24 protein-coding genes and 1 riboswitch are annotated in these 25108 nt (G+C 42.6%); of the genes, 5 read left to right on the plus strand and 19 right to left on the minus strand.

Translation table 11 applies throughout. The features are described 5' to 3' along the window. Nucleotides 1-104 precede the first annotated feature (104 nt). Both OCU46_RS19565 and OCU46_RS19570 read left to right on the plus strand, forming a co-directional pair. Entirely contained in the window at nt 105-650 is a 546-nt protein-coding gene (locus OCU46_RS19565) for an SPOR domain-containing protein (RefSeq protein ID WP_141269245.1), read from the plus strand. Between the two features lie 30 nt (nt 651-680). Beyond that, complete coding sequence (locus tag OCU46_RS19570; RefSeq protein WP_141269243.1) at nt 681-1673, plus strand: D-alanine--D-alanine ligase; 993 nt, start codon at nt 681-683, stop codon at nt 1671-1673. Between the two features lie 8 nt (nt 1674-1681). Here OCU46_RS19570 and OCU46_RS19575 read toward each other — a convergent pair whose 3' ends face one another. Further along, the gene (locus tag OCU46_RS19575; RefSeq protein ID WP_141269241.1) at nt 1682-2647 is read right to left on the minus strand and encodes a tyrosine-type recombinase/integrase; all 966 of its coding nucleotides are present in this window, start codon (nt 2645-2647) and stop codon (nt 1682-1684) included. Nucleotides 2648-2813: 166 nt separating this feature from the next. On the opposite strand from OCU46_RS19575, the gene yciH reads away from it, so the two are divergent. Next, nucleotides 2814-3125, plus strand: a complete 312-nt coding sequence (yciH, locus tag OCU46_RS19580; protein WP_017029934.1) for a stress response translation initiation inhibitor YciH — start codon at nt 2814-2816, stop codon at nt 3123-3125. 97 nt (nt 3126-3222) lie between these two features. On the opposite strand, the gene OCU46_RS19585 is transcribed toward yciH, so the two are convergent. Next, nucleotides 3223-4596, minus strand: coding sequence for an NCS2 family permease (locus OCU46_RS19585; protein WP_141269239.1), 1374 nt, complete (start codon nt 4594-4596; stop codon nt 3223-3225). A 101-nt stretch (nt 4597-4697) separates the two neighbouring features. Then, nucleotides 4698-4797, minus strand: a riboswitch (purine riboswitch). Between the two features lie 455 nt (nt 4798-5252). Here OCU46_RS19585 and OCU46_RS19590 point away from each other — a divergent pair. Further along, complete coding sequence (locus tag OCU46_RS19590; protein WP_141269237.1) at nt 5253-5948, plus strand: pirin family protein; 696 nt, start codon at nt 5253-5255, stop codon at nt 5946-5948. Between the two features lie 226 nt (nt 5949-6174). Here OCU46_RS19590 and OCU46_RS19595 read toward each other — a convergent pair whose 3' ends face one another. The 10 genes from OCU46_RS19595 to OCU46_RS19640 all read right to left on the minus strand — a co-directional run bounded on the left by OCU46_RS19595 (nt 6175) and on the right by OCU46_RS19640 (nt 16808). Next, on the minus strand, nt 6175-7452 hold the full coding sequence (locus OCU46_RS19595) for a DEAD/DEAH box helicase (protein ID WP_141269235.1): 1278 nt from the start codon (nt 7450-7452) through the stop codon (nt 6175-6177). Between the two features lie 510 nt (nt 7453-7962). Next, nucleotides 7963-8373, minus strand: coding sequence for a bleomycin resistance protein (locus OCU46_RS19600; protein WP_141269233.1), 411 nt, complete (start codon nt 8371-8373; stop codon nt 7963-7965). A 552-nt stretch (nt 8374-8925) separates the two neighbouring features. Further along, a complete protein-coding gene (locus OCU46_RS19605) occupies nt 8926-9081 on the minus strand; it encodes a YoaH family protein (protein ID WP_017029941.1) in 156 nt (51 codons plus the stop codon). A 22-nt stretch (nt 9082-9103) separates the two neighbouring features. Then, nucleotides 9104-9985, minus strand: a complete 882-nt coding sequence (locus tag OCU46_RS19610; RefSeq protein ID WP_141269231.1) for a DUF2861 family protein — start codon at nt 9983-9985, stop codon at nt 9104-9106. Then, nucleotides 9985-10647, minus strand: a complete 663-nt coding sequence (vxrB, locus tag OCU46_RS19615) for a response regulator transcription factor VxrB (protein WP_141269229.1) — start codon at nt 10645-10647, stop codon at nt 9985-9987. Before vxrB ends, OCU46_RS19610 begins: the two co-directional genes overlap by 1 nt. Continuing rightward, nucleotides 10622-12076, minus strand: a complete 1455-nt coding sequence (gene vxrA / locus OCU46_RS19620; protein ID WP_167495333.1) for a sensor histidine kinase VxrA — start codon at nt 12074-12076, stop codon at nt 10622-10624. The genes vxrB and vxrA overlap by 26 nt, the downstream gene beginning before the upstream one ends. A gap of 149 nt (nt 12077-12225) precedes the next feature. Further along, entirely contained in the window at nt 12226-13605 is a 1380-nt protein-coding gene (gene pntB / locus OCU46_RS19625) for a Re/Si-specific NAD(P)(+) transhydrogenase subunit beta (protein WP_141269225.1), read from the minus strand. A 10-nt stretch (nt 13606-13615) separates the two neighbouring features. Continuing rightward, nucleotides 13616-15154, minus strand: a complete 1539-nt coding sequence (pntA, locus tag OCU46_RS19630) for a Re/Si-specific NAD(P)(+) transhydrogenase subunit alpha (RefSeq protein WP_141269223.1) — start codon at nt 15152-15154, stop codon at nt 13616-13618. 175 nt (nt 15155-15329) lie between these two features. Next, nucleotides 15330-15611 (minus strand): HlyU family transcriptional regulator, encoded by a 282-nt coding sequence (locus OCU46_RS19635; protein ID WP_141269221.1) that lies wholly within the window; start codon nt 15609-15611, stop codon nt 15330-15332. Nucleotides 15612-15827: 216 nt separating this feature from the next. Then, entirely contained in the window at nt 15828-16808 is a 981-nt protein-coding gene (locus OCU46_RS19640) for a Solitary outer membrane autotransporter beta-barrel domain (RefSeq protein ID WP_141269219.1), read from the minus strand. A 331-nt stretch (nt 16809-17139) separates the two neighbouring features. Between OCU46_RS19640 and OCU46_RS19645 the strand changes: the two genes are divergently transcribed. After that, nucleotides 17140-17574: a DUF3069 domain-containing protein gene (locus OCU46_RS19645; protein ID WP_141269217.1), complete on the plus strand. Its 435-nt coding sequence runs from the start codon at nt 17140-17142 to the stop codon at nt 17572-17574. Between the two features lie 91 nt (nt 17575-17665). Here OCU46_RS19645 and modC read toward each other — a convergent pair whose 3' ends face one another. The 7 genes from modC to nrdD form a co-directional block, all read right to left on the minus strand. Continuing rightward, entirely contained in the window at nt 17666-18760 is a 1095-nt protein-coding gene (gene modC / locus OCU46_RS19650; protein WP_141269215.1) for a molybdenum ABC transporter ATP-binding protein, read from the minus strand. Further along, the gene (gene modB, locus OCU46_RS19655) at nt 18757-19452 is read right to left on the minus strand and encodes a molybdate ABC transporter permease subunit (protein WP_167495332.1); all 696 of its coding nucleotides are present in this window, start codon (nt 19450-19452) and stop codon (nt 18757-18759) included. Before modB ends, modC begins: the two co-directional genes overlap by 4 nt. A 7-nt stretch (nt 19453-19459) precedes the next feature. Then, nucleotides 19460-20209: a molybdate ABC transporter substrate-binding protein gene (gene modA / locus OCU46_RS19660; RefSeq protein ID WP_141269211.1), complete on the minus strand. Its 750-nt coding sequence runs from the start codon at nt 20207-20209 to the stop codon at nt 19460-19462. A gap of 49 nt (nt 20210-20258) precedes the next feature. Continuing rightward, nucleotides 20259-20906, minus strand: coding sequence for an ATP-dependent zinc protease family protein (locus tag OCU46_RS19665; protein ID WP_141269209.1), 648 nt, complete (start codon nt 20904-20906; stop codon nt 20259-20261). Between the two features lie 33 nt (nt 20907-20939). After that, a complete protein-coding gene (locus tag OCU46_RS19670; protein ID WP_141269207.1) occupies nt 20940-22121 on the minus strand; it encodes an amino acid aminotransferase in 1182 nt (393 codons plus the stop codon). 151 nt (nt 22122-22272) lie between these two features. Beyond that, the gene (gene nrdG / locus OCU46_RS19675) at nt 22273-22743 is read right to left on the minus strand and encodes an anaerobic ribonucleoside-triphosphate reductase-activating protein (protein WP_141269205.1); all 471 of its coding nucleotides are present in this window, start codon (nt 22741-22743) and stop codon (nt 22273-22275) included. Between the two features lie 35 nt (nt 22744-22778). Then, nucleotides 22779-24899, minus strand: coding sequence for an anaerobic ribonucleoside-triphosphate reductase (gene nrdD, locus OCU46_RS19680; protein WP_141269203.1), 2121 nt, complete (start codon nt 24897-24899; stop codon nt 22779-22781). Nucleotides 24900-25108: the final 209 nt, after the last annotated feature.

The raw sequence follows: 25108 nt of genomic DNA on the forward strand, positions 1-25108 counted from the left end.
GAGCCGTTGATCACGTCAAATTGCATTTAGGTACCCCCTTACCCTTGATTATGCAACCGATGATGGGCATGATTTTCAGAACTAAGTGCGTAAGAGAATTAAAAATGAAAAAAACCGCAATTGTATCATTGGCGTTATTATTGGCTGCATGTAGCTCAAGCGACTACGAATCTGATGTTCAATCAGAAAGCTATCAAGAGAATTATCAGAGCAATCAAACAGAGGTTGATGAGAGCAAAGCTGAGATCGTTGAAGAAGATGTTACTGTTGTTGAAGAACAAGCTTCTGATATCGAAGAGCAAGAAGTAATGGACACTGAAGACGCAGCTTCGGATTCAGAAGTTCAACAAGAGACATCTGCATCAGCACCAACAGAAGGTTTCTCTATTCAGCTAGCGACGATCTCCGATGAAGAGAAAGCAAAAGCTTTTGCTAAAGCACTAAATACAGAATCAGCTTTATGGCTACAGGCAAAAGAGATCAATGATAAGCCTGTTTACTCTGTTTTGATGGGTGACTTTGGCGATTATGATGAAGCTAAAGCAGCGGTAGCTGCACTTCCTGAGGGACTGCAAAAACTTCAGCCATTCGTTAAAAACTTTACTGATAAAGAATTAGCAGCAACAGACAGCTTCCAGCTGTTAAAATAACTATTACTAAGATTGATTGGGTTTATCTAGATGTCGAACATTAATATTCTTTTGCTTTGTGGCGGCGGTTCCTCAGAGCATGAGGTGTCTTTGATTTCAGCTGACTATGTACAACAGCAACTGGAAACTACAACCGGTTTTAACGTTATCCGCGTTGAAATCACTAGTGAGAACTGGCGCAACCAACAAGGCCAGGATTGCTATCTAGACATACACTCAGCTGAGCTAGTGGAAGGGGACGATCGCTGTAAGATTGATTATATCGTCCCTTGTATTCATGGCTACCCTGGAGAAACTGGCGATATACAGTCAATGTTTGAGCTATCAGGAATCCCATACTTTGGATGTGGTCCTGAAGCGAGCAGCAACAGCTTTAATAAAATCACTTCTAAGCTTTGGTATGACGCGATCGGTGTTAAAAACACGCCTTATTTGTTCTTAACAGAGAACAATCAAGACAGTGTTCAGAAAACAGCAGAAGCCTTTAACGACTGGGGTGGTTTGTTTGTTAAGGCGGCTCGTCAAGGTTCATCGGTTGGCTGTTACAAGGTCACGGATGTTCAAGGCGTTGAGCGAGCGGTTAGCGATGCATTTAACTATTCCGAGCAGGTTTTGGTAGAAAAAGCAGTAAAACCAAGAGAACTCGAGGTTGCTGCGTATGAATATCAGGGTGAACTATTCATCACGCCACCAGGAGAGGTCATTGCCCCTTCTGATACCTTCTATTCTTACGAAGAGAAGTACAGCTCAGATAGTCACTCTACGACTGAGATTGTGGCAAAGGATTTAACCCAAGAGCAGCTTGAACTGATAGCGCAATACTCGCGAAAAGTGTTTGTACAGATGGGTCTTAAAGACCTGTCTCGAATCGACTTCTTCTTGACCGAAGAGGGCGAGATATACCTCAATGAAGTAAATACCTTTCCAGGCATGACACCAATCTCAATGTTCCCTAAAATGCTGAGCAACAACGGTCATAGTTTTTCAGACTACCTAGCACAAGCGGTGAAAACCGCTCTTTAGAGCGCGAATCAATCCCAAGGTTTTATCACCTTGAATTTAAGCCTTTCACTGTCTGCCAATACCTGTTTACCCAAGTATTGAGCAGGCATTGCAGGGCTTATCCATCGTCCAAAGTCGGTAATATCTTTTACCCCATATCCTTGTTTAGCCAGCTCTTTTGCAGCACCCACGCGTGCTGACTGCCCTGATAGCTTAAGAGATAATCCTAGCTGAGTTTCTGTGGATCTAAATACACGATAAATCGACGATGCATCGAGCGCGTCATCGCCTATATTGCCATGACGGTCGATACGCCTGAATAGTGGACCAAGGTGGTTGGGGATCATTAGCAACCAACGCTTGACGATTTCACTGCTTGCTGACGAAAGCTGATAGGTGTTGTCGTTGATGTTGATATTGATTGGGCTGTCATCAAGTAATTCAAACTGAACTTGATGAAACAGAAGGGCTCTTAGTTCACTTCGCTTCATAGCACATTCAAACATCACCGACAAAATGGCTGCATCTCTTAGTTGCTTGAGACTACTTTCAGCATCCAGTTGCTGGTGAATCTCTTTTAGATGCTGCGAGTTAAACGCCTCTGCTTGCTTGGCGTCTCCTTTTTTATCTAAACGAAGTTGAGCCAGTAACATCTTCACTTGTCGATGATTGCAGGGATCAGGGAACTCGTGAAAGCGGTGTACAAGACCGAGTGTTATAACCATTCTTTTTAGCGTGGCGTATTTTCTGCTTTCACTTTGTTTCTCTAGAAAAAGGCGAACGGCAGTCGTAGAAGCGGGAAGTGTCGAAACCTTACGTTGACCACAGAATTCAACAAAGTGGTTCCAGTCGTTAAACATAGAAAGCAAAGAGTTACGACTATATTGTTGTTGAGTAAGGTTGTCGAAGTCATCGAGCGTTACTCGCTTATTAAACAAGGCACAGCTTTGCCTTTTGACCTGTGGATCGGTAATTGGAATACACTTCTTTCTCATTATGATGCACTATAACTAATTTGTGTTTGATAGTTATAATAGCTATTAACACACTGATTGGAAACACTAATTAAGCGTTATTCTTTCAAGGCAATAGATATCGGTGTTTAACCTTCTGCCTAATCAATGGTAAAATTGCTTCATAACTTCACAGATAAGGCATGTTATGTCTCTTGTATATTCAACCGAAGTCGGGCGCATCAAGCCTGAAGAAGAAAAAGTAGAGCGCCCAAAGGGCGATGGTGTAGTGCGCATTCAACGTCAAACTAAAGGCCGAAAAGGCAAGGGCGTTTGCCTAGTCACTGGTTTAGATATGGACGATGTAGGCCTTAAGCTAATGGCGGCAGAACTTAAAAAAGTGTGTGGCTGTGGCGGTTCAGTAAAAGACGGTGTTATCGAAATCCAGGGTGACAGTCGAGACAAGATCAAAGCGCACCTAGAGAAAAAAGGCCATACCGTTAAACTGGCTGGCGGCTAAATTAGTGAATTGAAATCAAAAAGGCCGACACTAATAAATAGTGTCGGCCTTTTTATTACTTATCAGGTAGTTACTTGAGTGACAATGTCACTTAAAATCACATCATTACTAAGTAAGCAAGGAAAATCACCGATAATCCGTAGATGATTGGATGTACTTCTTTACCTTTACCTGCAACTAGCATGGAGAACGAGTAGCTGACAAAGCCCATCGCCATGCCATTCGCTGGCGAGAAGCTAAGAATGGTAAACATGATGGTAAAGAAAGCTGCGATACGAGATTCTTTCTTTTCCCACTGAATACTTCCCAGCCTACCAACCATATAGATTCCCACTACCACCATTGCTGGCGCAACTATAGCTGTTGAGAAAATAGAGAATAGGGGGAACAAGAACAGAGATATAAGGAATAAACCCGATACAACCACTGCAGCAAGTCCAGTTCTTGCACCTTGAGAAGACGCAATACCTGACTCTGAGAAAGCAGTAATTGACGTTGTACCTAATACCGTGCCAATTACCGTACCGCCAGCATCAGCTACCAGGGCAGATTTAGCGTTAGGTACTTTACCGTCTTTATCAATGATACCTGCATCACGCCCAACACCAACGATGGTGCTTAACCCGTCAAAGAAGTCGACGATAAAGAAGATGATTACAATAAATAGCAGGTCAAATAGCTTTTCTGGCGTAAAGGCAGAAAAATTAAAGATTGCACCAAAACTTGGCGCTAAGCTCGGCGGCATAGAAACTAATGAATCAGGAATTGGCGCATTAGAAGTGCCCATAAATGCATCAGCTGCAATGGTAAGTACAATCGACGTGACAAACGAGATAAATGTCGCAAGTTTAATGTCTCTAATCATACAAGCTAGAGCAACAAAGATACTGATGAAGGCAATCAATACTTGAGGCTCTTTGATGTCGCCCATGCTCACTAGGATTATAGGGTTTGATACAATAATTCCTGCGTTTTTAAGACCAAGAAACGCAATGAAAAGGCCAAGAGAGACCGTAATTGCCAGTTTGAGATCTTCTGGAATAGACTCAATCATGGTCTTTCTTATCTTAGTTAACGAGAAGATAAGATAGATGATTCCTGAGAGGAAGATTCCAAACAAAGCCTCATGCCAAAGAAGTGCAACTGAGCCGCTAAACAACACTCCTTTAAAAAAGCCGTTCATGCTCATACCAGGAGCAAGCATTACAGGGTAATTACCAAACACGCCCATGATTAGTGTTGCAATTGCTGCTGCTATGGCGGTTGCTGTAAACACTGCACCGCGATCCATACCAGGAATATCTCCTAATATCGCAGGGTTAACAGCAAGGATGTAGCTCATCGCCAAGAAGGTAATGAAACCTGCGTACAACTCTGTACCAATACTAGATTTGCGCTCGCTGATCTTGAACTGTCGGTCGATAACCGAAGTACTACTTGGGCTTGGCTGAATGAGGGTTTCTTGACTCACAATATAACCTTAATTAACTAAAACAATTAGGTAGTTGAACCATCTGAATAAGGAAGGTTCAAGACATCGAAGCCCATGTGAGTGGTGGGTGCACAATGAATAATTGAGCACCGGAAAACTGTAGTCCCAGAGTTAGGTTCTAGGGTAGAAACGATTGGTCCAAATCACCAAACATATACAGCTTCGATATAATAAATTTGGCGCGTATAGTAAACGTTTGCGTAAGTAATTCAACCTATATTTTGGACTGTCTATGATGTTATTGATCTGAGTGTTCTAAAACCTCAGTTTTAATGATTTTTATCGGGCGATAACCAAAGCGAAGGATTAAAGGATTTCGTAATAACTAAGCTAAGACGTAGAGGTTTAATCTGATAATATCTTAAGGGCTCCTCAAACAAAGATTCTTCGATTGAGCAAAGCTGCATTTTAGTTCTATAACATCAAGCGTCCTAAAAGCATCAATAAAAATCTTGCTGCTCACAGCCTCTTTTCATTCAAAGATTTTGAAGCACCTTGTCAATTCTTTCCGATATTTTTTAGAAACAGCCTATTTATACTTACTAAAAATGTCGCAAACGCGTTATTAAGCCTGATTTGAGTAAGTCGAGAAAACTTAGGCTCGCTTTGATAGTAATCTTGAAAAAGGAGACATTATGATTAATTTACGCCGTTCAAATGAAAGAGGCAGTGTAGATCTTGGTTGGCTACAGACCAAGCATACATTTTCATTTGCTAACTACTACGATCCTGAGCAGATAGGATTTTCCGCACTTCGCGTTATCAATGACGACCTTGTACATCCTGGTTCGGGTTTTGATACTCATGGGCATAAGGATATGGAAATTATCAGTGTTGTCCTAGAAGGTACTATTGCACATAAAGACAGTGAAGGTAATGTCGAGCAATTACCAGCAGGTGAGTTTCAACTAATGTCTGCGGGAAAAGGGATTTTTCATAGTGAGTTTAATCCTTCAAAGACTGAAAATCTAAAGCTCTTGCAGATATGGATCGAGCCAAACACCTTTGGTGGTAAACCCGGTTATCAACAAAAACACTTTGGTAAAAAGTTTGGTATTACTACTATCGCGTCACCTGACGGCAGAGAGAATTCTTTTACTATTAAGCAAGATGCAAGTCTGCATCAGTTAGTGTTGGAAGCTAACAGTGAGTTAAAATTCGATATAGAGCCGGGGCGAAAACTGTATGTGCATCAAGTTGAAGGGTCATTGAAGGTTAATGATGTCACTTTGTCGCAGGGGGATGGCGCTAAAGTTTCAAATGAGCCTAGCGTTTTGCTTGCTAATCATTCTGACAAGCAAATAGTAGCACTTGTATTTGACCTTCCTTAAGCTGACCTAGAACTAAAGAAATTACGGAGTACTGTATTTATGCACAGTATTATGGGTGCAGTGTTGTCTCACTTTAAGTTAGACATGATTAATTTTAAGGTTAATCATGTCTTTACGTTGAAGCGAAAGAGAGGGTTCAAACTCCGAGCTCTTGTCAAACGAGAACCAAGAGATTTGAAAACCTCTTTAACCATCAACCAGATCAAAGGATTTTAGACTAACAGTGTTACTTTTTAGCGCGTTTCTTAAGTGCTTGCATCACACGCAGACGGCTCTCAGCGCTACTTTGGTCATTAGCGTTATTTGTGCGACTTTGGCGGTTTTTAAATGCTGGCTTACTGTGCATTTTGGCTAGCAGAGCGTCACGGCTATCTACTTCGTAGCCTTCCAGTGGAACACGTCTGATGCGGTGTTGAATCAGCTTTTCAACCTGAACCAAGGTGAGTTCTTCTTTACGGCTAACAAATGAAACTGCATGACCTTGTTGACCCGCTCGGCCGGTTCTGCCGATTCGGTGTACATAGTCCTCAGCAAGGAAAGGCATGTCGTAGTTTACAACATGTGGTAAGCCTTGAATGTCTAGGCCCCGAGCTGCGACATCAGTTGCAACTAATACGCGAGCCTTACCTGATTTAAACTCGTCTAACGCGCGTCTACGTGCACTCTGTTTTTTATCACCGTGACAAAGCACAGCGTTAATTCCATCAAGCTTTAGCTCATTAACAACATCATTAGCCGTTTCTTTATAGTTAACAAAAACAAGAACTTGCTTCCAGTTTTTCTTACCGATTAACTCTGAAAGTAGTTCACGCTTGCGCTCTTCTTCAACTGGATAGACAACATGAGCGACAGTAGATGCAGTGGAGTTCTCAGCGTTAACAATGATGCGTTTAGGCTTACGTAAATACTCTTGTGCTAGTGCGTTCATTTGCGCAGATGAGGTAGCAGAAAACATCATAGTTTGAGGGTGTGTTGAAACACCTGCCATAATAGTACGAATTGCACTAATGAAACCCATATCGAGCATTCGATCGGCTTCATCAAAGATCAAAGCCTCTAAGTGAGTTAAGTTCACATTACCTAACTCAAGATGCTCATTCAGACGTCCAGGTGTTGCAACAAGGATATCAACACCTGCTTGTAGTTTACGTTCTTGAGATGACATTTTTGCGCCACCGTAAACAGCAGCAATTGAAATGCTCGTGTATTTAGAGAAACTCTTAATGTTATTTGCAATCTGATCGGCCAATTCGCGAGTAGGCGCTAAAACAAGGGCTCGAACACTGCCTCGGCTATGAGGTTTTGGATTGTCGATGATCTGCTGAATGATAGGTAAAGAGAACGCTGCTGTTTTACCTGTCCCGGTCTGAGCATGTGCAAGAATGTCGTTACCGCGACGGATCTGCGGAATAGCTTGCTGTTGAATAGGGGTCAGCTTTTCATAATTGCACTCAGTCAGTGCGCGAACGATATCAGAAGAAAAACCTTGTGATGAAAATGACATTCTTTGTTCCTATTAGATGTTGGTTGGCTTGAAGACTTTCACTGAGGGACACAGGCAATCATAGCAGACCAAAAATACGGTCGACGATTATAGATGAATATGAAGCGTTGTGGGGACATATTTTAGTAGTGAATGCGTTTTTCTATTAAAAGACATTAGGAGATAACTTTGTATTGCAGTTTTTGCGGGCAACATACTGAGGATAGTAGTGTATAAAAAAGCAGACGCAGCTGTGCATGACGCAAAAAGTTTCTTTGTGTGAAAGAGAACTAAGGAAGGATAAGGGAGGGACGAGTTATAGGGGCATTTACTTAATCATAAAACCGTATTTAACATAACATTGATTATGCGCATTTAATTATTGGTTGTTAACATATGATTGTACTGGTGTTTTCATTTCTTACCGATCTTGCTTATAAGCTAGTTTTCTTGGTTTTGATTCATCGCCCGTGCTCTTAGATGTCTGCTACGTCAAATCTAGCGAGTTTCGTGAAGCTCTGTCTACAAAATTTAATCTAGTACGTCTTCGCAGAACCGAAACAGATAACCGTCCGGTGTTTGGACTATAAATTGGTTTTGTGTAGCCATTTGAGAACCGCAGAGATATGACTTAGTTTCTAGCTCTAGATAGATGGAATCTTTCGCAACACTCGTTACGTGCGTATATAAAGTTTTAATGTCTGTTACATCCCACTGAAAATTAACCCCTCGGCCAAATGGAAATTCTGTGGCTGCAACTAGCCATTTGCGACTATTGCTATCAATACCTTCTAGCATCAAGTCAACACCATCTTTAGTTAGATACAAAAACTGTTCGCTTAATCGCTCATACTTTACGGAGAAATTGAGCACCTCAACGAAAAAGTGTTTGTTTTCCTCTATGTCACGACAGTAAAGCTCAGGTACGACTCTTAAGCTCATTAATTACTCCAGTAATATAATTCGTATATACCACAGAGATTAGACCATTATTGCTTTGTTTTGAGAACACCAGTTTTCACGAGAAACAACGTGGTACACACACTTAATTACACTGTAACTTAAGCGTTATGGAAAGAATTGCCAGTTAGCCCAAGCATGAACCATACATTTAAAGAAACACTCTTAACGCTCCCCATCTCATAGCAAATCTACATAAGCAAATACTGAGTAAAATGCTCAATTGGTTAACTCATAACCTGTATTAATAGTAACCAAAACGAAAGTAAGTACAAACTCATGTAACGTTTAATATTCGAACAGAATAATATTCTGGTCCATTTTTAGCCAGTGTAAGTTAATTACACCAACCTGATGACAGCACAATAACAATGTTAGTAAGTTATTGATATAAATAGAAAATACGAAAATCACATATAACCTAGCCCATACTGAATTATTGTTACGTCGCGTTTGGTGGTTAATGATCGGTATACATTTAACTGCACCTAGTTAGTTATAGTGCATTAGTGGGTATTAAAAAAACCAAGAGCATTACTGCTCTTGATCCTTTTTAAACTCAGCGCGGATGTCTTCAGCCACTTGCTTAATTGCTTGCGCTGTACTCATTCCACTTGCCATTAACTCTTGAATACGTTCAACAGCTTTCTGCTGTTCTTCATGACTGAGTGGTGGTAAATCATCTAACATAATTACTCCGAATTGCTCTACCCTACTCTTCTGTGTAGTCGATAGTCTTACTGATGGTTCGTTTATCTTTAAACAGTATCGGCCCTTGCCATTGTGATTGAGTCATAGACACGCTCACAACATAACGCTCAGGCTCTACGGCGTTGCGAGGCAGTTTAACAGGATAATTAGACTCATACGACTTATTCCATACAGATGAATACTGTCCATCTTTATAGTCATAAACCGTTACCTCTTGCACTGGCAACGGACAATAACGATTCAGCAAACGCTTCTTGTCTACCGCCCAACTGTCTTTCGAATCCCAGCGCACGACATGTACAGGATCCGCTTCAGTGATAACTATCCAATGAGACCATTTATTTTGTGCTTTATCTTCAATAGACAACTGATACAAACCAGATTTAAGTGGTTTATTTAAACTGTAAGTCGCTTCAGTCTGCTGCAAGGTTCTCTTTTCGTCGGTGAGTGTTTCAAAGGCATCTTGGTCGATAACTTCTTTAGAGATGCTGGTATTCGGCCACAAAGTTAATCTAACCTGCGCTAATGACTCTTCTGAGATGATTTGAAGTCTAAGTTTATTCGATAATCGACCAGGGCGCTGCACTGACACCTTTTCTATGGTGATTGAGTCTAACCAGGTAGGCAATCCCTCTGAGATAAGACTCTTACCACAATCTTTTTCAGTTGCCTGTTTCAGCAAAGCCTCAAGATGTGGCTCTAGGTTATCCGTTGATTCTTGTTGCCATACCTGCACCATAAGATCGAACATACCGCTCAAATCATCTTCAAGCAGCTTTTTGTGCATACGTGTGACAGCGTTGTTTTCTTCAAACCATTGCGCATTGGTAGTTACAGGAACTACCGCAGGCAAAAGTAACAACGCAGATAACAGCGGTTTCATTAGCTTTTCATCTTGTAACCAACGCCACGCAATGTCTCGATATCAATACCAGGCAATTTTTGACGAAGCTGTAGAACATGTGTATCAACCGTTCGAGTTGTTGGGAAATGATTGTAGCCCCACACATGGTCAAGAAGTTCATCACGTGTGAACACTCGACCTAGGTTACTGGCCAAGAACATCAACAAATCAAACTCTGTTCGCGTCAAAGAAATGCTGTCGCCTTTATAATGTACTTCGCGAGTCGCTTTATCTATAACAAGATTGTCGGTGATAACCTTAGAATCGTCTGTTCCTGCTTCACTTCCTGGACTTCTTAAGTTGGCACGGATGCGAGCAAATAGCTCAGCTTCAGCAAAAGGCTTGGTTAGGTAATCATCTGCACCAGCATCTAGGCCTGAAACCTTATCCTTCACAGTCACCAAGGCTGTTAAAAGAATAACCGGCACAGATTTAATTTCCTTCCACTCTGCGAGCTTAGAAATTGAATCACCATCTGGCAATTGTCTGTCCAGAATGACTAGATCCGCTTTTTCCCACAGTGCTGCTGTATCTGCAATAGTTTCAGAATGTAGGCAGTTATAGCCTGCTTGTTCAAGGCTAACTAACAAACCATCAGCAAGGTTTTTATCATCTTCAACGAGTAGTAGTGTTTGTTCCACAAGGGATCTCCATTACAAATTTAGTTGGGGGACCAACAAGTTTCATGCATCCCCCCATTCGTCCCACCATTGATTCAACAATAGTCAATCCAAGCCCAAGACCAGCTTCGCTGACAAAGGGCTTTCTCAATTGTTTCCAATCTTTAGCACTTAAATTGCCTTCGTCTTGCACTTCAATGATGAGCGTGTTGTCATTTCGATGTACGCAAAGTTCAACCTTGCCCACACCATACTTAATTGCATTGTTAACCAAATTATCTATACAGGTGCCAAGCCAATAAATGTTGACCTGTACTTCAATGTCTTTTTCTATATTCAGCGAGACATCGCCGGAATAGTTTTCAACTTTATACTCAAGCCATTCTTGCATCGATGGCAGGTGTTCTGTTGCTAACGGTCGATTATCTGATTGCAGATAATCCTTACTCGCCTCAGCAAGTTGTCGAAGTCGTCTTGAATCTTCACATAACCGTCTAAATTCATCGTAAACCGTTTCTGGTAAATGCTCGAATTCGCGCCTAAACCCTTCAACAGTCATAGACAAACTCGCTATCGGCGTACGCAGTTCATGGGTCAGGATCTGAAGGATGAGCATTCTACTGCGCATCTCTTCCCGCTTACTGTTCCATCGGTAAACCGACCAGCCAATAATCAAGGCAAGGTTTAGTAGCACTAAGGCATACAGTAAGTTCTTGATAAGGTGGCTGTTGTCTTGTTGCTGCCAACAAATGTTGCCGCGCTCAAAGAAACACTCGTTTACTTGAGAAACAAGAGTGAAACTTAATTCAGCTTCTTTGGCATTGTGCTCCAATGTTTCCAGATCAAATACAAAATAACTATCACCCTTACGTAGCCAATATTCGTTACCTTGTAACAACATGGGCGCACCTGAAAGCAGTGCGACAATCGAGTCGCTATGCATCAGTTGCAATCGACCGAGCAAACTGTCCGGCTCTGCCAATTGTCTCTCGTTGATGTGCATGTACTGTTGCAACTCATCAAAACGTTCTGGATGAGCTTTCACGTAGCGAGCCGCATAAGTGCCCCCGCCCGGATGAATATGATTTGAACGAGCAAACCACTTCAAAGGTAATTCAGTGCCTCTACACATTGCCCGTGTAAACACTAGGGGCTCAGTAACTGTTGGGCTAAGTGGTAGTTTACCTTTACAGTTTTGCTCTAGTTGATACAGAAGCTGTATATCTTTTAAGGGATATTTACTGGTCTGTGGCAACATGGAATTTGGGTTGATTAGTGCTGTCGGAAAGTCAGCCTGAATCACTTGCATGTCATACACATCTTTTGCATCTTCAAACACAAATAAGCTCACCAAAGAATCTAGTCTTTGGGGAAGTGTTTTCGCTGCTAGCATTGGGCTAACAGTCACTAAGCTTATGAATAGGAGTAAAGTTCTCAAAGAGTACAACATGTTTTAACCGGAATGTGCTAACTATACGCGTAAACAGTCTGGCATTCCAAACCGTACGCCATTATTGACAATGAAATGACACTTTACTGTATGAAAGTACACAAATGAAAAAAGGGAGCCGAAGCTCCCTTTTGCGCTAACTAATAGCCTTAAAGATGCTCAATGATCTTCAAGCAAGAGTCTTTCGCATCACCAAACAGCATTGATGAATTTTCTTTGAAGAACAACGGGTTTTGAACGCCAGCGTAGCCGGTATTCATTGAACGCTTAAACACAACTACGTTTTGTGCATTCCATACCTCAAGTACTGGCATACCAGCAATTGGGCTTGTTGGATCTTCAAGTGCTGCTGGGTTTACCGTATCGTTCGCGCCGATAACAAGAACCGTATCAGTTTCAGTGAAATCATCATTAATTTCGTCCATTTCTAATACGATGTCATAAGGTACCTTAGCTTCTGCTAGTAGTACGTTCATATGACCAGGTAGACGACCCGCTACAGGGTGGATACCAAAGCGCACTTCAACACCTTGAGCACGAAGTTTATCTGTAATTTCGTGTACTGGATACTGAGCTTGAGCTACTGCCATGCCGTATCCAGGGGTAATGATGACAGACTTAGAGTTCTTAAGCATTTCAGCCACTTCTTCAGCGGTTGATTCGCGATGCTCTCCTTGCTCCTCATCACCTGAAGATACTGATACTTCTTGACCAAAGCCACCTGCAATAACGCTGATGAACGAACGGTTCATTGCTTTACACATGATGTACGACAGAATCGCACCTGACGAACCTACTAGCGCACCAGTAACAATCAAAAGATCGTTTGCTAGCATGAAACCTGCCGCTGCTGCTGCCCAACCAGAGTATGAGTTAAGCATTGAAACAACCACTGGCATATCCGCACCGCCGATTGACGCTACCAAGTGGTAACCAAACGCAAATGCAATCAGAGTCATTAGGAACAATGGGAATAGAGCACCATCACCACCTAGGTACCATTTCATCAATAGTGCTGAAACCACAATAGCAGCAAGGTTTAGCTTATGCTTGTGTGGAAGGTTCAGTGGAGATGACGAAATAATGCCACGCAACTTACCAAAGGCAACGATAGAACCGGTAAAGGTTACAGCACCAATGAATACGCCAAGGTACACCTCAACAAGGTGAATCATATGTTCGGCATGAGTTGCCGTTTCTGGCGCGTCCAGTAGGCTGTTGTAACCAACTAATACCGCAGCCATACCTACAAAACTGTGTAGGATCGCAACCAACTCAGGCATTTCGGTCATTTCAACTTTCTTGGCATAATGAATACCAATACCGCCACCAACAACCATAGCGACGAGAATCCAAGCGATACCGCTTGAATGTGGGCCAAAGATAGTCGCAAGCAAGGCGATAGCCATACCTGCAATACCGTAATAGTTGCCCGAACGTGCCGTTTCTTGTTTAGAAAGACCCGCCAAGCTCATAATAAAGAACACAGCAGCAATAATATATGCGGCTTGAACTAATCCTGCAGACATTTGTTACTCCTTAGTCTTTACGGAACATTTCTAGCATACGCTTAGTGACCGTAAAGCCACCGAAGATATTGATGCTAGCAATTAACACGGCAATAAATGCAAGGAAGGTGACGACACCATTACCTTGTCCTATTTGTAGCAATGCGCCCACAATAATGATGCCTGAGATGGCATTTGTTACAGACATTAATGGGGTGTGCAAAGCGTGCGTTACGTTCCAAACTACGTAGTAACCTACGATACAAGCCAGTACGAATACAGTGAAGTGAGCAAGGAATGCAGCAGGGGCTACCGAAGCTACCCATGCAAATGCACCTAAACCAATTGCAAGGCCCGCAAGCTTCTTAACTGGAGATACAGGTTCATCTTTTTTAGGCTCAGGTTTTACTGGTGCGGCTTTAGGCGCTGCTTGGGGTTGTGCAGAAACCTGAATCGGTGGCGCTGGCCAAGTGACTTCACCTTCTTTAACAACTGTGACACCACGAAGCACTACATCTTCAAAGTCGATATCGATGTTGCCATCTTTTTCTTTGCAAAGCAGTTTAAGCAGGTTAACTATGTTAGTACCGTAAAGTTGAGAAGACTGTGTTGGTAGGCGACCTACCATATCGGTATAACCTATTACTTTAACGCCGTTTGCAGTAGTGACTACCTTGTCTGCTTCGGTGTAAGCACAGTTACCGCCATTCGCAGCTGCAAGGTCAACAATCACACTACCCGACTTCATGCTATCTACCATTTCTTTGGTAATTAGCTTAGGTGCTGGGCGGCCCGGGATAAGAGCTGTAGTGATGATGATATCAACGTCTTTAGCTTGCTCAGCGTAAAGCTCTTCAGCTTTCTTGTTGAATTCGTCTGACATTTCTTTTGCATAGCCGTCACCAGCGCCAGTATCTTCTTGGAAGTCTACTTCCAAGAACTCTGCACCCATAGATTCAACTTGCTCTTTTACTTCAGGACGAACATCAAATGAGCGTACGATAGCGCCAAGGCTACCTGCAGCGCCGATAGCAGCAAGACCTGCTACACCCGCACCTGCGACCAAGACTTTGGCAGGCGGAACTTTACCCGCTGCCGTAATTTGGCCAGTGAAGAAACGACCAAATTCATGGGCAGCTTCAACCACAGCTCGGTAACCTGCGATGTTTGCCATTGAGCTCAGTGCATCTAATGCTTGAGCACGTGAAATACGAGGAACCGCATCCATCGCCATCACATTGATATTCTTGCTCGAAAGCTTTTCCATCAACTCAGGATTTTGCGCTGGCCATACAAAGCTAATCAGGCTTGCTCCATCCTTGATAAGCGCTATTTCTTCATCAGAAGGCGCATTTACTTTCAGAATAAGATCTGCGTTCCAAACAGTAGCATGATCAACAATTGTCGCTCCTGCACTTTCAAACGCTTGATTGTCGAAGCTGGCTAACGCCCCTGCTTCCCCTTCTATTGAGACGTCAAATCCCAGTTTTATCAGCTGCTCTACCGTTTTAGGCGTTGCAGCTACGCGTGTTTCACCCGCGAGGCTTTCTCTAGGCACACCAATTTGCATAGCTATTCCCTACTATTGGCACAAAATAAAAAAACAAAAATAAAAAAATCTTCCTTGGATCACCAGTGAAAGGTTTCAAGCTGAATAACCAATTTAGAAAAAATATCATCAATATCTGTAAAAAAACAACACATCATTGCCTTACAGAGCACTCATCAGACTAGCTAGTCTGAAATTAGTTGTTGAAGATGCTTTCACCCATTTGATCGATGAACATCTGAGCTTTCTTAAGCATCAACTCGTTGGCATCACCTTCACTGCCAAGCAAGTCTGAACGAATAAAGCGGTGGGTCTTGAGCGAGTCACCCTCACCCGTTGTTATGCGACCAGCAATACGATATTGACCCCCCTCTGCAATAGACTCTGCGTAGATCAAATACCCTTTGTATTCTACTGGCTCGACAACTGCCTGTTTTGGACTCTCAGATGAACCAAACAGACGACTAAACCATCCCATAAACTCTCCATAAATCTTAGACTTACTGATACTAAATCTATGTTAAACGTGGTTTAAAGGCGAGCATTAATCTCAATAATTTGAAGCTGATACTACTCGTACCTGATTTAGAAGTGTTGTTAACTTACCGAACAAATACATGAAAGATATAAGTCACAGGTATGCAACATAAAGCCTACATAAAACAGACTCACAAAGAAGAGTTAAACGAGAGGGTTATTTCTCGTTAAAGAGGAGTACGATGGTTCCTCCCTTTAGGGTACTGCCATAATTTAAGTTGATACCAATACCAACATTATCAAAATAATCTTTCCAAAAAGGCGGTGACACAAGCCAACCTAGACTCCACTCATAGTAGTTGGTCGTCCCTAGGGGTTGTTGAAGGTCCGCACCTAAATCAATACGACGAAGGCTGCTGTATAACGTCTGCCCGTAGCCACCCCAATGGGTAATGTCATAAAAACCTTTAACGCCGTTTATCCAATACCAACCTTCCGGGTTACCCACATTGCCGTCGTTTGCTTCTCCCCAACCGACTCCGTTAAAATATTTCATCTCGGTAAATGCCTCCCAATGCCCCCACTCTTTATGTTGGGCATAGTGAAGCTCAACGCTTGGTTTGATGGTTAGCGCCCAAGCATCCGTATTAACAGCGTTACCATCCAGAGCTTCTCTTAAAAAAAGCGTAAAGCTGTTCCTATAGGTATAGTCATTTCGGAAATACATCAAGTTCGCCCCCAGACCAGTGTTAATACTCCAATTTTCATTTAGGGGGTAACTTACCCAATACTTTGTAGCAAAAGTGAAGGTTTCATCTTTCGATGAATCTTGTGGTTCCAGAGGGTCATCGCCAATGGCAACATCGCGTTTTGTCGACAAATAAGAACCGATAAAAGTAATATTTTGCTTTAGAATGTTGTTGTTAGAAACAGAGAGATCGGGCAGTTCATAGGTGTAGGGAATGGTGTAAATACTGATGGTTTTTCGCAACTCTAGAGCTTCTTCGCTTCCTATATTGTCATTGTCAGTGATGAACCGATTGGGATCAAAATCCTGAAAACCGAATGTAATCGCATCACTATCACTCAACAAAACAGCTGTTGCAAAATTCTGCTCAAGTACTTTTTGTAAGGTATCGCTAGCACACACATGCCCACTGCCTAGCAACACTAACGTTATGAGTGCGTACTGTTTCAAATCAACTCCATTTGATTGTGTTTAGTTGCTCCATAACTCTGGAAAATTGGTTATCTTTGCAGCTTTATTCATTAACCTATGCAGAAATGAGTTTTCGTTAACCAATACAGAGAATTACTTTACAGACTAGTATATTACGTCCCGAGTTCAATCACTTCAAAGGTAAACATAAAAGCCAAAAGTAAATTATTTTCTAAACGTTCAATTAATCAACACCTAGGACCTCAAACCCCTTATTTATTGAGCATTCATCACCCAATACGTGTTTTTAGTTTGACATTTTTAGGTAACTTTTTACGATAGCCTTACCATTAAAACAAGGTATGCCCTTATGTCAGAAATAATTGAAGATCAAACCATCGATCTAAGTGAAGTATCAGCGGAATTGCGTCAGGTCATCGAGTTTGATGAAGTGCCTGAGCAAATGTTCCAAATGGTTGTTTCTATACATGAGGCCGGTGAAGCAGAAGTACGCAAAGCGTGGGAAGAACTGCCAGCCAGTGCACAAAATGTAGTAGACAACTTTGAGCAGTTTCATGCTCTAACTTCAGTTAGCCAAGCTTTTGCTGGTGTTGGACTCCTAGAGGAGTTCCCTACTCTTAACATCCCTGAAAACATGACAGAAGAACAAACTAACGCTTACAAAGCACAATTGTTAGACCAAGTTCTTTTCAACTGTATCAAGGACATGGTCAAGCAAATGAAGAAAGCTCGCCGTGACCCTATCCTTAAGCGTGATTTCAATAGCGTCTTTCTAAAAGACTAATAACCTATCGCTTAAAATGAACTCGAGTAGTTAAGTCTGCTCGAGTTTTTTTATTGCTTAAAATAGTTCATTAATGAGCATGACTGCAGGGTTAATGCGTTGCCAGATTCTGCTGTGTAAAACTCACCCCTTTGATCTGAGCATAAACTTTACTGCCTTGGTGCAATTTCAACTCCTCGGTAGCCCATCGAGTGAGTATAGATTTCAAGGCTAACTCTTCATTCAATGCTAAAGTTAACAGGCTCGAATGATCATTTAATTCTTCAATATCAATAACTTCAACCGGAATCACATTTCGAATTGAACTACCAACAACAGGTGACAGCGTCACTGATACATCTTTTGCATCAATCCTTATGCGCATACATTCATTCTGTTTGTCATTAAACTCTTGGTCTGGAACCCACAGTGTATGCCCCGCTACCTTCATTTTTCTCATGGCATAATCGGGGTGCCTTTCCGACACTTTGGCAGTCAACAACGCACTGTGCTGTTCGCCCTCTTGCCATAAGCTAAGGGAATCCCCATTCCACACTTTTTCTACCGTACCAAAATCAGCCACCTTTCCTGATTCTAGAACCAGTAAATAATCGGCTAAGTGCATGACCTCTTCGAGGCTATGGGTTACATAAACGATTGGAATGTCGATTTTATCTGTCAACTGATTGAGATACTGCATCACCTCCCTTTTACGAGGTAAATCTAGACTCGCCAAGGGTTCATCCATCAGCAGTAAGTCAGGCTCACTTAACAATGCCCGTGCAATGGCTACCCGCTGCCTTTCTCCACCACTGAGCTTGTTTGGTTTAGAATCTAACAAATGTTCGATACCAAGCAGCGTCGTTAGCTCTTTAAATCGCCCATTTTGTAACTTGTTAGGCGAACCAAAAAATAGATTATCAAGGATAGAGAGATGCGGGAACAAGCGCGCGTCTTGAAAGACAACGGCTATTTTTCGTTTCCAGACAGGCACATTGATACTGCGCTTTGTATCTAGCAAGCGCGACTCTCTAAATCTAACTTCACCTGTTTTTGGCGTTAACAGCCCGCATAACACGTTGAGGAGAGTAGATTTACCGCTGCCGGAGCGGCCAAATACGGCGGTAACCCCCGAAGACGGTATATTTCCCTGTATATCAAAGGATTGATTATCAAACTGATGTTGAAATGAGAATAGTAATGTCATCCAGCTAAGCCCAATTTCTGTTGAGATCGGCGAGACATCCATTCACTAATAAATAACGAAACCAGTGCAATCACCACAGCTAAAATACACAGTCTCATTGCTTCAAATTCAGCACCTGGCGTTTCAAGAAAGCTAAACATAGCAAGGGGAATAGTCTGCGTTTCACCGGGGATATTAGACACAAAAGTAATGGTTGCACCAAACTCACCTAAGCTGCGCGCAAAGGCTAATACAAATCCAGAAATTACGCCTGGCATGATCAAAGGAAGCGTGACTCGCTGGAATACCTTCCATGGATTTGCCCCTAATGTCATTGCAGCGTCTTCAAGCTTGCTGTCAACCGACAAAATACTTAGTCGAATCGCCCTTACCATTAAAGGCAGAGCAACCACCGCCGATGCTAAAGCAGCACCTCTCCAGCTGAACGAGAAGTCCAGTCCAAGATAATGTTCGAGCCATTTGCCCAAAGGGCCTTGCTTACCAAACAAGATCAGCAACACATACCCAATGACCACAGGAGGAAGAACTAATGGCAAGTGAATCAGCCCATCGATGAGGCTTTTTCCATAGAACTCTTTCTTAGCCAATAGCCAGGCCAGCGCAATTCCAATGGGCAAAATACCAATACTAGCCACCAAAGCGACTTTCAGACTAAGTGCTAGGGCTGTAATTTCTAACTCGGTGAGCATCACACCTTCCCTAATGAGTTAACGGGGTAAACCCTAACTCTAGCAAATACTGACTCATGTCTTTGCTATAAAGGGCCTTATATACCTGCTTGGCGTTACTTTTATCAGACAGCAACAATGCAGGGTATTGAATAGGCTCGTAGAGTTCTGTGGGTATATCCGAGACTATATGAACCTGCTGTGACTGGTTTGCATCAGTGAGATAGACAATGCCCGCGGGTACTTGTTGTCTCTCCACCATAGCAAGCACAGCTCGAGTATTTTTCATTGGCGCTGTGTGTTTTGATAATGACTGCCATACATCTAGATTTTGTAAGGCTTGTTTTGCGTAGATCCCTACAGGCACGGTATTCGTTTCACCGATGGCTAAACGCTGACCATCTAGTACCTGATTCCAATTAGACAGCTCGTCTAACTTATCCAATGTGACGCCTTCTTTTCCTGATACTAGAACAAGCTGGTTACCTGCAATGGTAATCGAGGGTTTAACACCTTCAATCTGCTCTTCTAAATAACTCATCCATTGTGTATTGGCGGATATAAAGATATCAGCAGGTGCGCCTCTAGAGATCTGTCTTGCCAGTGAAGACGACGAGCCATAAACCCCTTTTACTTTTATCCCTTGTGTTGAGGCAGTACTAGCAAGCCTTTCAACAACCTGCGTCATAGACGATGCTGCATAGACATACACGGTTTGGTTTGAGCTTGCGAATGACAATGAAGAAAAAAGCAGTAAAAGTGGTAATAGAATACGGGGCATAAGGTTCTTAATAAATAGGTGCCCGACAAAGGGCACCTAATAGTGCCTGTTATTTAGTGATTTTTGGTTGTACGTATTTACGGCTGACATCAACAATGGCGACATCGCGTACGAAACTACGTCCAAGTAACACAGGAAAATCTAAGTGCGAGCGGTCCACCAAAGTAAACTCTGTTTTTTCCTTCAGCTCTGAAAGCTGAATCCAAACCGCGACAACCGGACGTTTGTCTGCTTCGTCTGAGTTTGACTGCTTCACCTGAGCAAAACGTTCGATTGGTAGACTGATCTCTTTACCTACCTTACCATCGTGGGCTGGTTTGAATTTCACCCACTTTTTGCCGTCACGCTCAAACTGTTTAACTTCAACCGCTGACAGAGAAGATGTGGTAGCACCTGAATCAACACGTGCTTTCACGGTTGCTTTGAATTCAGGGAAGAACAACCACTCTTGTTCACCAAGAATAAGTTTACCATCCGCTGTTTTGGTCGGAGCTGGTGCCGGTTCGGCCTCTTTCTCTTCTTCAACCGCTTCCGGTTCTTCTTTTTCTATGACTTCTTCTACTGCTTCTTCTGTCTCTTGCTCCATGACTGGCTGTTCAAACTTTATTTCTTCTTCACCACTTTCTTGTGGTGTGCTTGAACATGCGACCAAAGAGCCAGCAAACAAAGCAACACTTAAAATTTTCCAATGTTTCATCCAATCCACCCTGTTAATTTAAGTTACTTATTATTATCGAACCGCAGCAATAGCTGATGCTACGTAGGTTAAATCTTGTTCCCGCAAACCGGCAATGTTGATGCGGCCATCATTCACACCATACACAGCAAACTCTTCACGAAGTCTGGTCATCTGCTGCGCGGAAAAACCAAGTACGCTGAACATACCTTTGTGCTGTTTAATAAACTCAAAGTCATCAGAATTCGTTTTCTCGACAAGGTCTAAACACAGCTGCTCTCTTAGGCTAACAAGTCGTAAGCGCATCTGTTCAAGTTCGCTTATCCAAGACGACTTTAACTCATTGTCTAACAACACAGTTTTAACTATAGACGCGCCATGCGCAGGAGGCATAGTATAAGTTGATCTTGCCATCTGTAATAGCTTACCGCGCGCATTCGTCGCATGGCTTTGCTGATCTGCTACCACGATCGCACTACCCGTGCGCTCTCGATACAAACCAAAGTTTTTAGAGCAAGAACTTGTCACTAGCAACTCAGGAAGATTAGCTGCCATATGTTGAACACCGAACGCATCTTGCTCTAAACCGTCACCAAAACCTTGGTACGCAATATCAATAAATGGCAGGAAGCCATTCTTTTGAGCAAGTAACGTCACTTGTTTCCACGCTTCTTGAGTTAAATCTGCACCCGTTGGGTTGTGACAACAGCCATGAAGAAGCACAACGTCTTTAGCACCAGCTTTGCTTAAGTCATCTAGCATGGCATTCACATCGACTTGCTTAGTGCTTGGATCAAAGTAGCGGTAATGCTTCACTTTAAGACCAGCGGCTTCCATTACTGGTTGATGGTTCACATAACTTGGATTACTTAACCAAACAGTCGCACCCGGATTTGAGAAGGCAATAAGCTCTGCCAACATGCGCAGGCCACCACTTGCCCCCGGAGTTTGTACTGATATCGCGCGTTCTGCGATAGCGGCATCAGGCAGAACAAGATTTAATGCAGCAGCATTAAATTCTTCATCACCCGCCATACCGACGTATGCCTTGGTACCTTGACTATTTAGAACGATCTGTTCAGCCTTTTGTATCGACTCCATGATTGGTGTTACACCGTCACTATTTCGATAAACACCGATACCTAAATCGATTTTTTTATCACGTTGGTCTTGTCTGTAAGCTAAAGATAAAGACAGGATTGGATCCTGTTGAGGTGTTGGTAGATTGGAGAACATGAAAGTCACAACCCTTTGAAATTCATTTGGATACACTCACGTTATCACTTGCCGAAAGAAATCGAAACAGTTATTAAACGGCAATGCTGTTTCGTGATTATTTTTTACACAACTAGAAGTGAAGACGCAGGAGATACGCCTCAAAAGGGGATTACTTTAGATCGAAACGATGAATCACTTGATTAGAACTGCCACGCCATTCTAGACGCACATCAGCAAAGTCTTTCTCGTATTTTCCATCGATTAGCACATCGACGAAATCAACGACCTGCTGTTGCTCAGGGGAAAGCTCTGACAGCAAATAACCTGTCCAAAGCCAAATATCCTTTCCTGGACATTCCTCTTTAACGCGCTTAACCAAATTAAACACAGACTCTACATTGCCTGGAAATAGTGGATCGCCTCCAGAAAGAGACAACCCTCTGCGTTTAATTCTCGTGTCATTAAGATCAGTAATAATCTGATCCTCCATCTCCTTGGTATAGAGATGGCCAGAGCTTGGAGACCATGTCGATTGGTTGTAACAACCACGGCACTGATGAATGCAACCAGAAACAAACAAGGTACAGCGCGTACCCGGTCCGTTCACTACATCTACAGGATAATAGTTATGGTAATTCATCAATGCCCTACTCTTTGTCCAATCAATCTCGTTAATTATAGGTGTTTCACGCGTCGCTTAACTTCTTCTTGTTTACCGAAGTTGAACGGACGTGCATCAGGACTACCCAAGTAACCACACACGCGGCGTGTTACTGACACCTTTGAAGAATCGTGATTGCCACAAGATGGGCAGGTAAAACCCTTACTCGTACATTCGAACTCACCGGTATAACCGCACTCATAGCACTCATCGATAGGTGTATTAGTGCCGTAATATGGAACTCGGCTGTACGAGTAATCCCAAACATTTTCTAGCGCTTCAATATTGCGCTGCATGTTCGGAAATTCACCGTAACAAATAAAGCCACCCGTAGAAATCAGCGGGTATGGCATCTCAAAATCAATCTTGTCGTATGGGTTTACTTTCTTTTCGACATCTAGGTGGAAACTATTGGTGTAGTAACCCTTGTCTGTTACGCCTTTAATCACACCAAATTCTTTGGTATCCACGCGGCAGAAACGGCTACATAAGTTTTCACTAGGCGTGCCGTACAAGCTAAAGCCATAACCTGTTTCTTCTGTCCAACGCTCTACGTTCTCTTTTAGGTAAGCCACGATGTTTAACGCTTTCTCACGTAAGCGAGACTCATCAAATACATGCTCTTCAGTACCGAACAATGCATTAATGGTTTCGTGGATACCAATGTAACCTAGAGAAATTGATGCACGGCCATTTTTGAAGATTTCAGCGACTGAATCATCTGGATTTAGTCGAACACCACACGCTCCTTCCATATACAAAATTGGCGCTACACGAGCTTTAACGTTTTCTAGTCGAGTGATACGAGTTTCTAAAGCGCGACGTGCTGTTACTAGTTTCTCGTCTAGTAACTCATAGAATCGCTCTTCACTGCCACCAGCTTGCAATGCAATACGTGGCAAGTTAAGGCTAACAACACCTAGGTTGTTACGACCTTCATGGATCATCTCGCCGTTTTCTTCGTAAACGTTCAAGAAACTACGACAGCCCATAGGCGTTTTGAATGAACCTGTTACTTCTACTACTTTGTCGTAGTTTAAGATATCTGGGTACATGCGCTTAGACGCACATTCAAGAGCTAATTGTTTAATATCGTAGTTAGGATCAGAAGGCTTGTGGTTTAGGCCATCTTGAATCGCGAACACCAATTTAGGGAAGACCGCGGTCTTTTTGTTCTTACCAAGGCCAGCAATACGGTTTTTCAAAATAGACGTTTGAATCAGCTTTGATGCCCACGTAGAGCCAAGACCAAAGCCGAAAGTAACAAAAGGAGTTTGACCGTTTGCTGTATGCAACGTATTGACCTCGTACTCTAGAGATTGAAAAGCGTCGTAACACTCTTTCTCTGTACGAGAGCGTGCAAATTCTTCAGGGTTGTGAATATCCCACTCTTTAGCAACTGCAAGATGTTTTTCATAGCTACAAGTTACATAAGGCTCTAAGACTTCATCAATACGGTTAATGGTTGTACCACCGTAAATATGGCTAGCAACCTGTGCAATAATTTGAGCTGTCACCGCGGTTGCTGTCGAGATTGATTTAGGTGTATCAATCTCTGCATTACCCATTTTAAAGCCGTGTGTTAGCATGCCTTTAAGGTCGATTAGCATGCAGTTAAACATTGGGAAAAACGGTGCATAATCAAGATCGTGGTAGTGAATATCACCATCTTCGTGTGCTTGAACGATGTCACGAGGTAAAATGTGCGTTTTTGCGTAGTGTTTAGCTACAATACCAGCTAGGAGATCGCGCTGAGTTGGGATCACCTTACCGTCTTTGTTAGCGTTTTCGTTAAGAAGATCAGCATTTGACTGCTCGATTAGGCCCTGAATCTCTTGGTTCAAGACACTCTTCTTCTCACGAGCCATATCGCGGTCATGACGGTATTCGATGTACGAACGTGCCAGTCCTTTATAAGGCCCCTGCATGAGTTCGTTCTCGATTAGGGTTTGGATTTGTTGGATATCCACTTCTTGGCTATCTACCAGTTGTTGCTCAACAGATACAGCTACGCCCTCGGCATAGTTCGCTAAGTCTTCATCTGTGTGAGATGCAGCGCTTTTTATTGCTGCAACAATACGATCCTTGGTAAATGGGGCGAGAGATCCGTCTCTTTTTAGCACAACTGGTTTCACATTTTCTCCTTACCCACAGCATATACACAGATACACTATATAGGGTAGTTATATTTATTTTACACACTACATATTGTGGGCGTATTTAACGAGAACCGCCACTCAATGTTTTTGATCTGGATCAATATAAGGGTTGAGTGAGCGATTTTGAGACCGATCTTTTTTGAATAAATGATCTTGTCCTCATAACAAAAAAAATCGCATAATTT

The organism is Vibrio comitans, from assembly GCA_024346835.1.
Lineage (GTDB): Bacteria > Pseudomonadota > Gammaproteobacteria > Enterobacterales > Vibrionaceae > Vibrio > Vibrio comitans.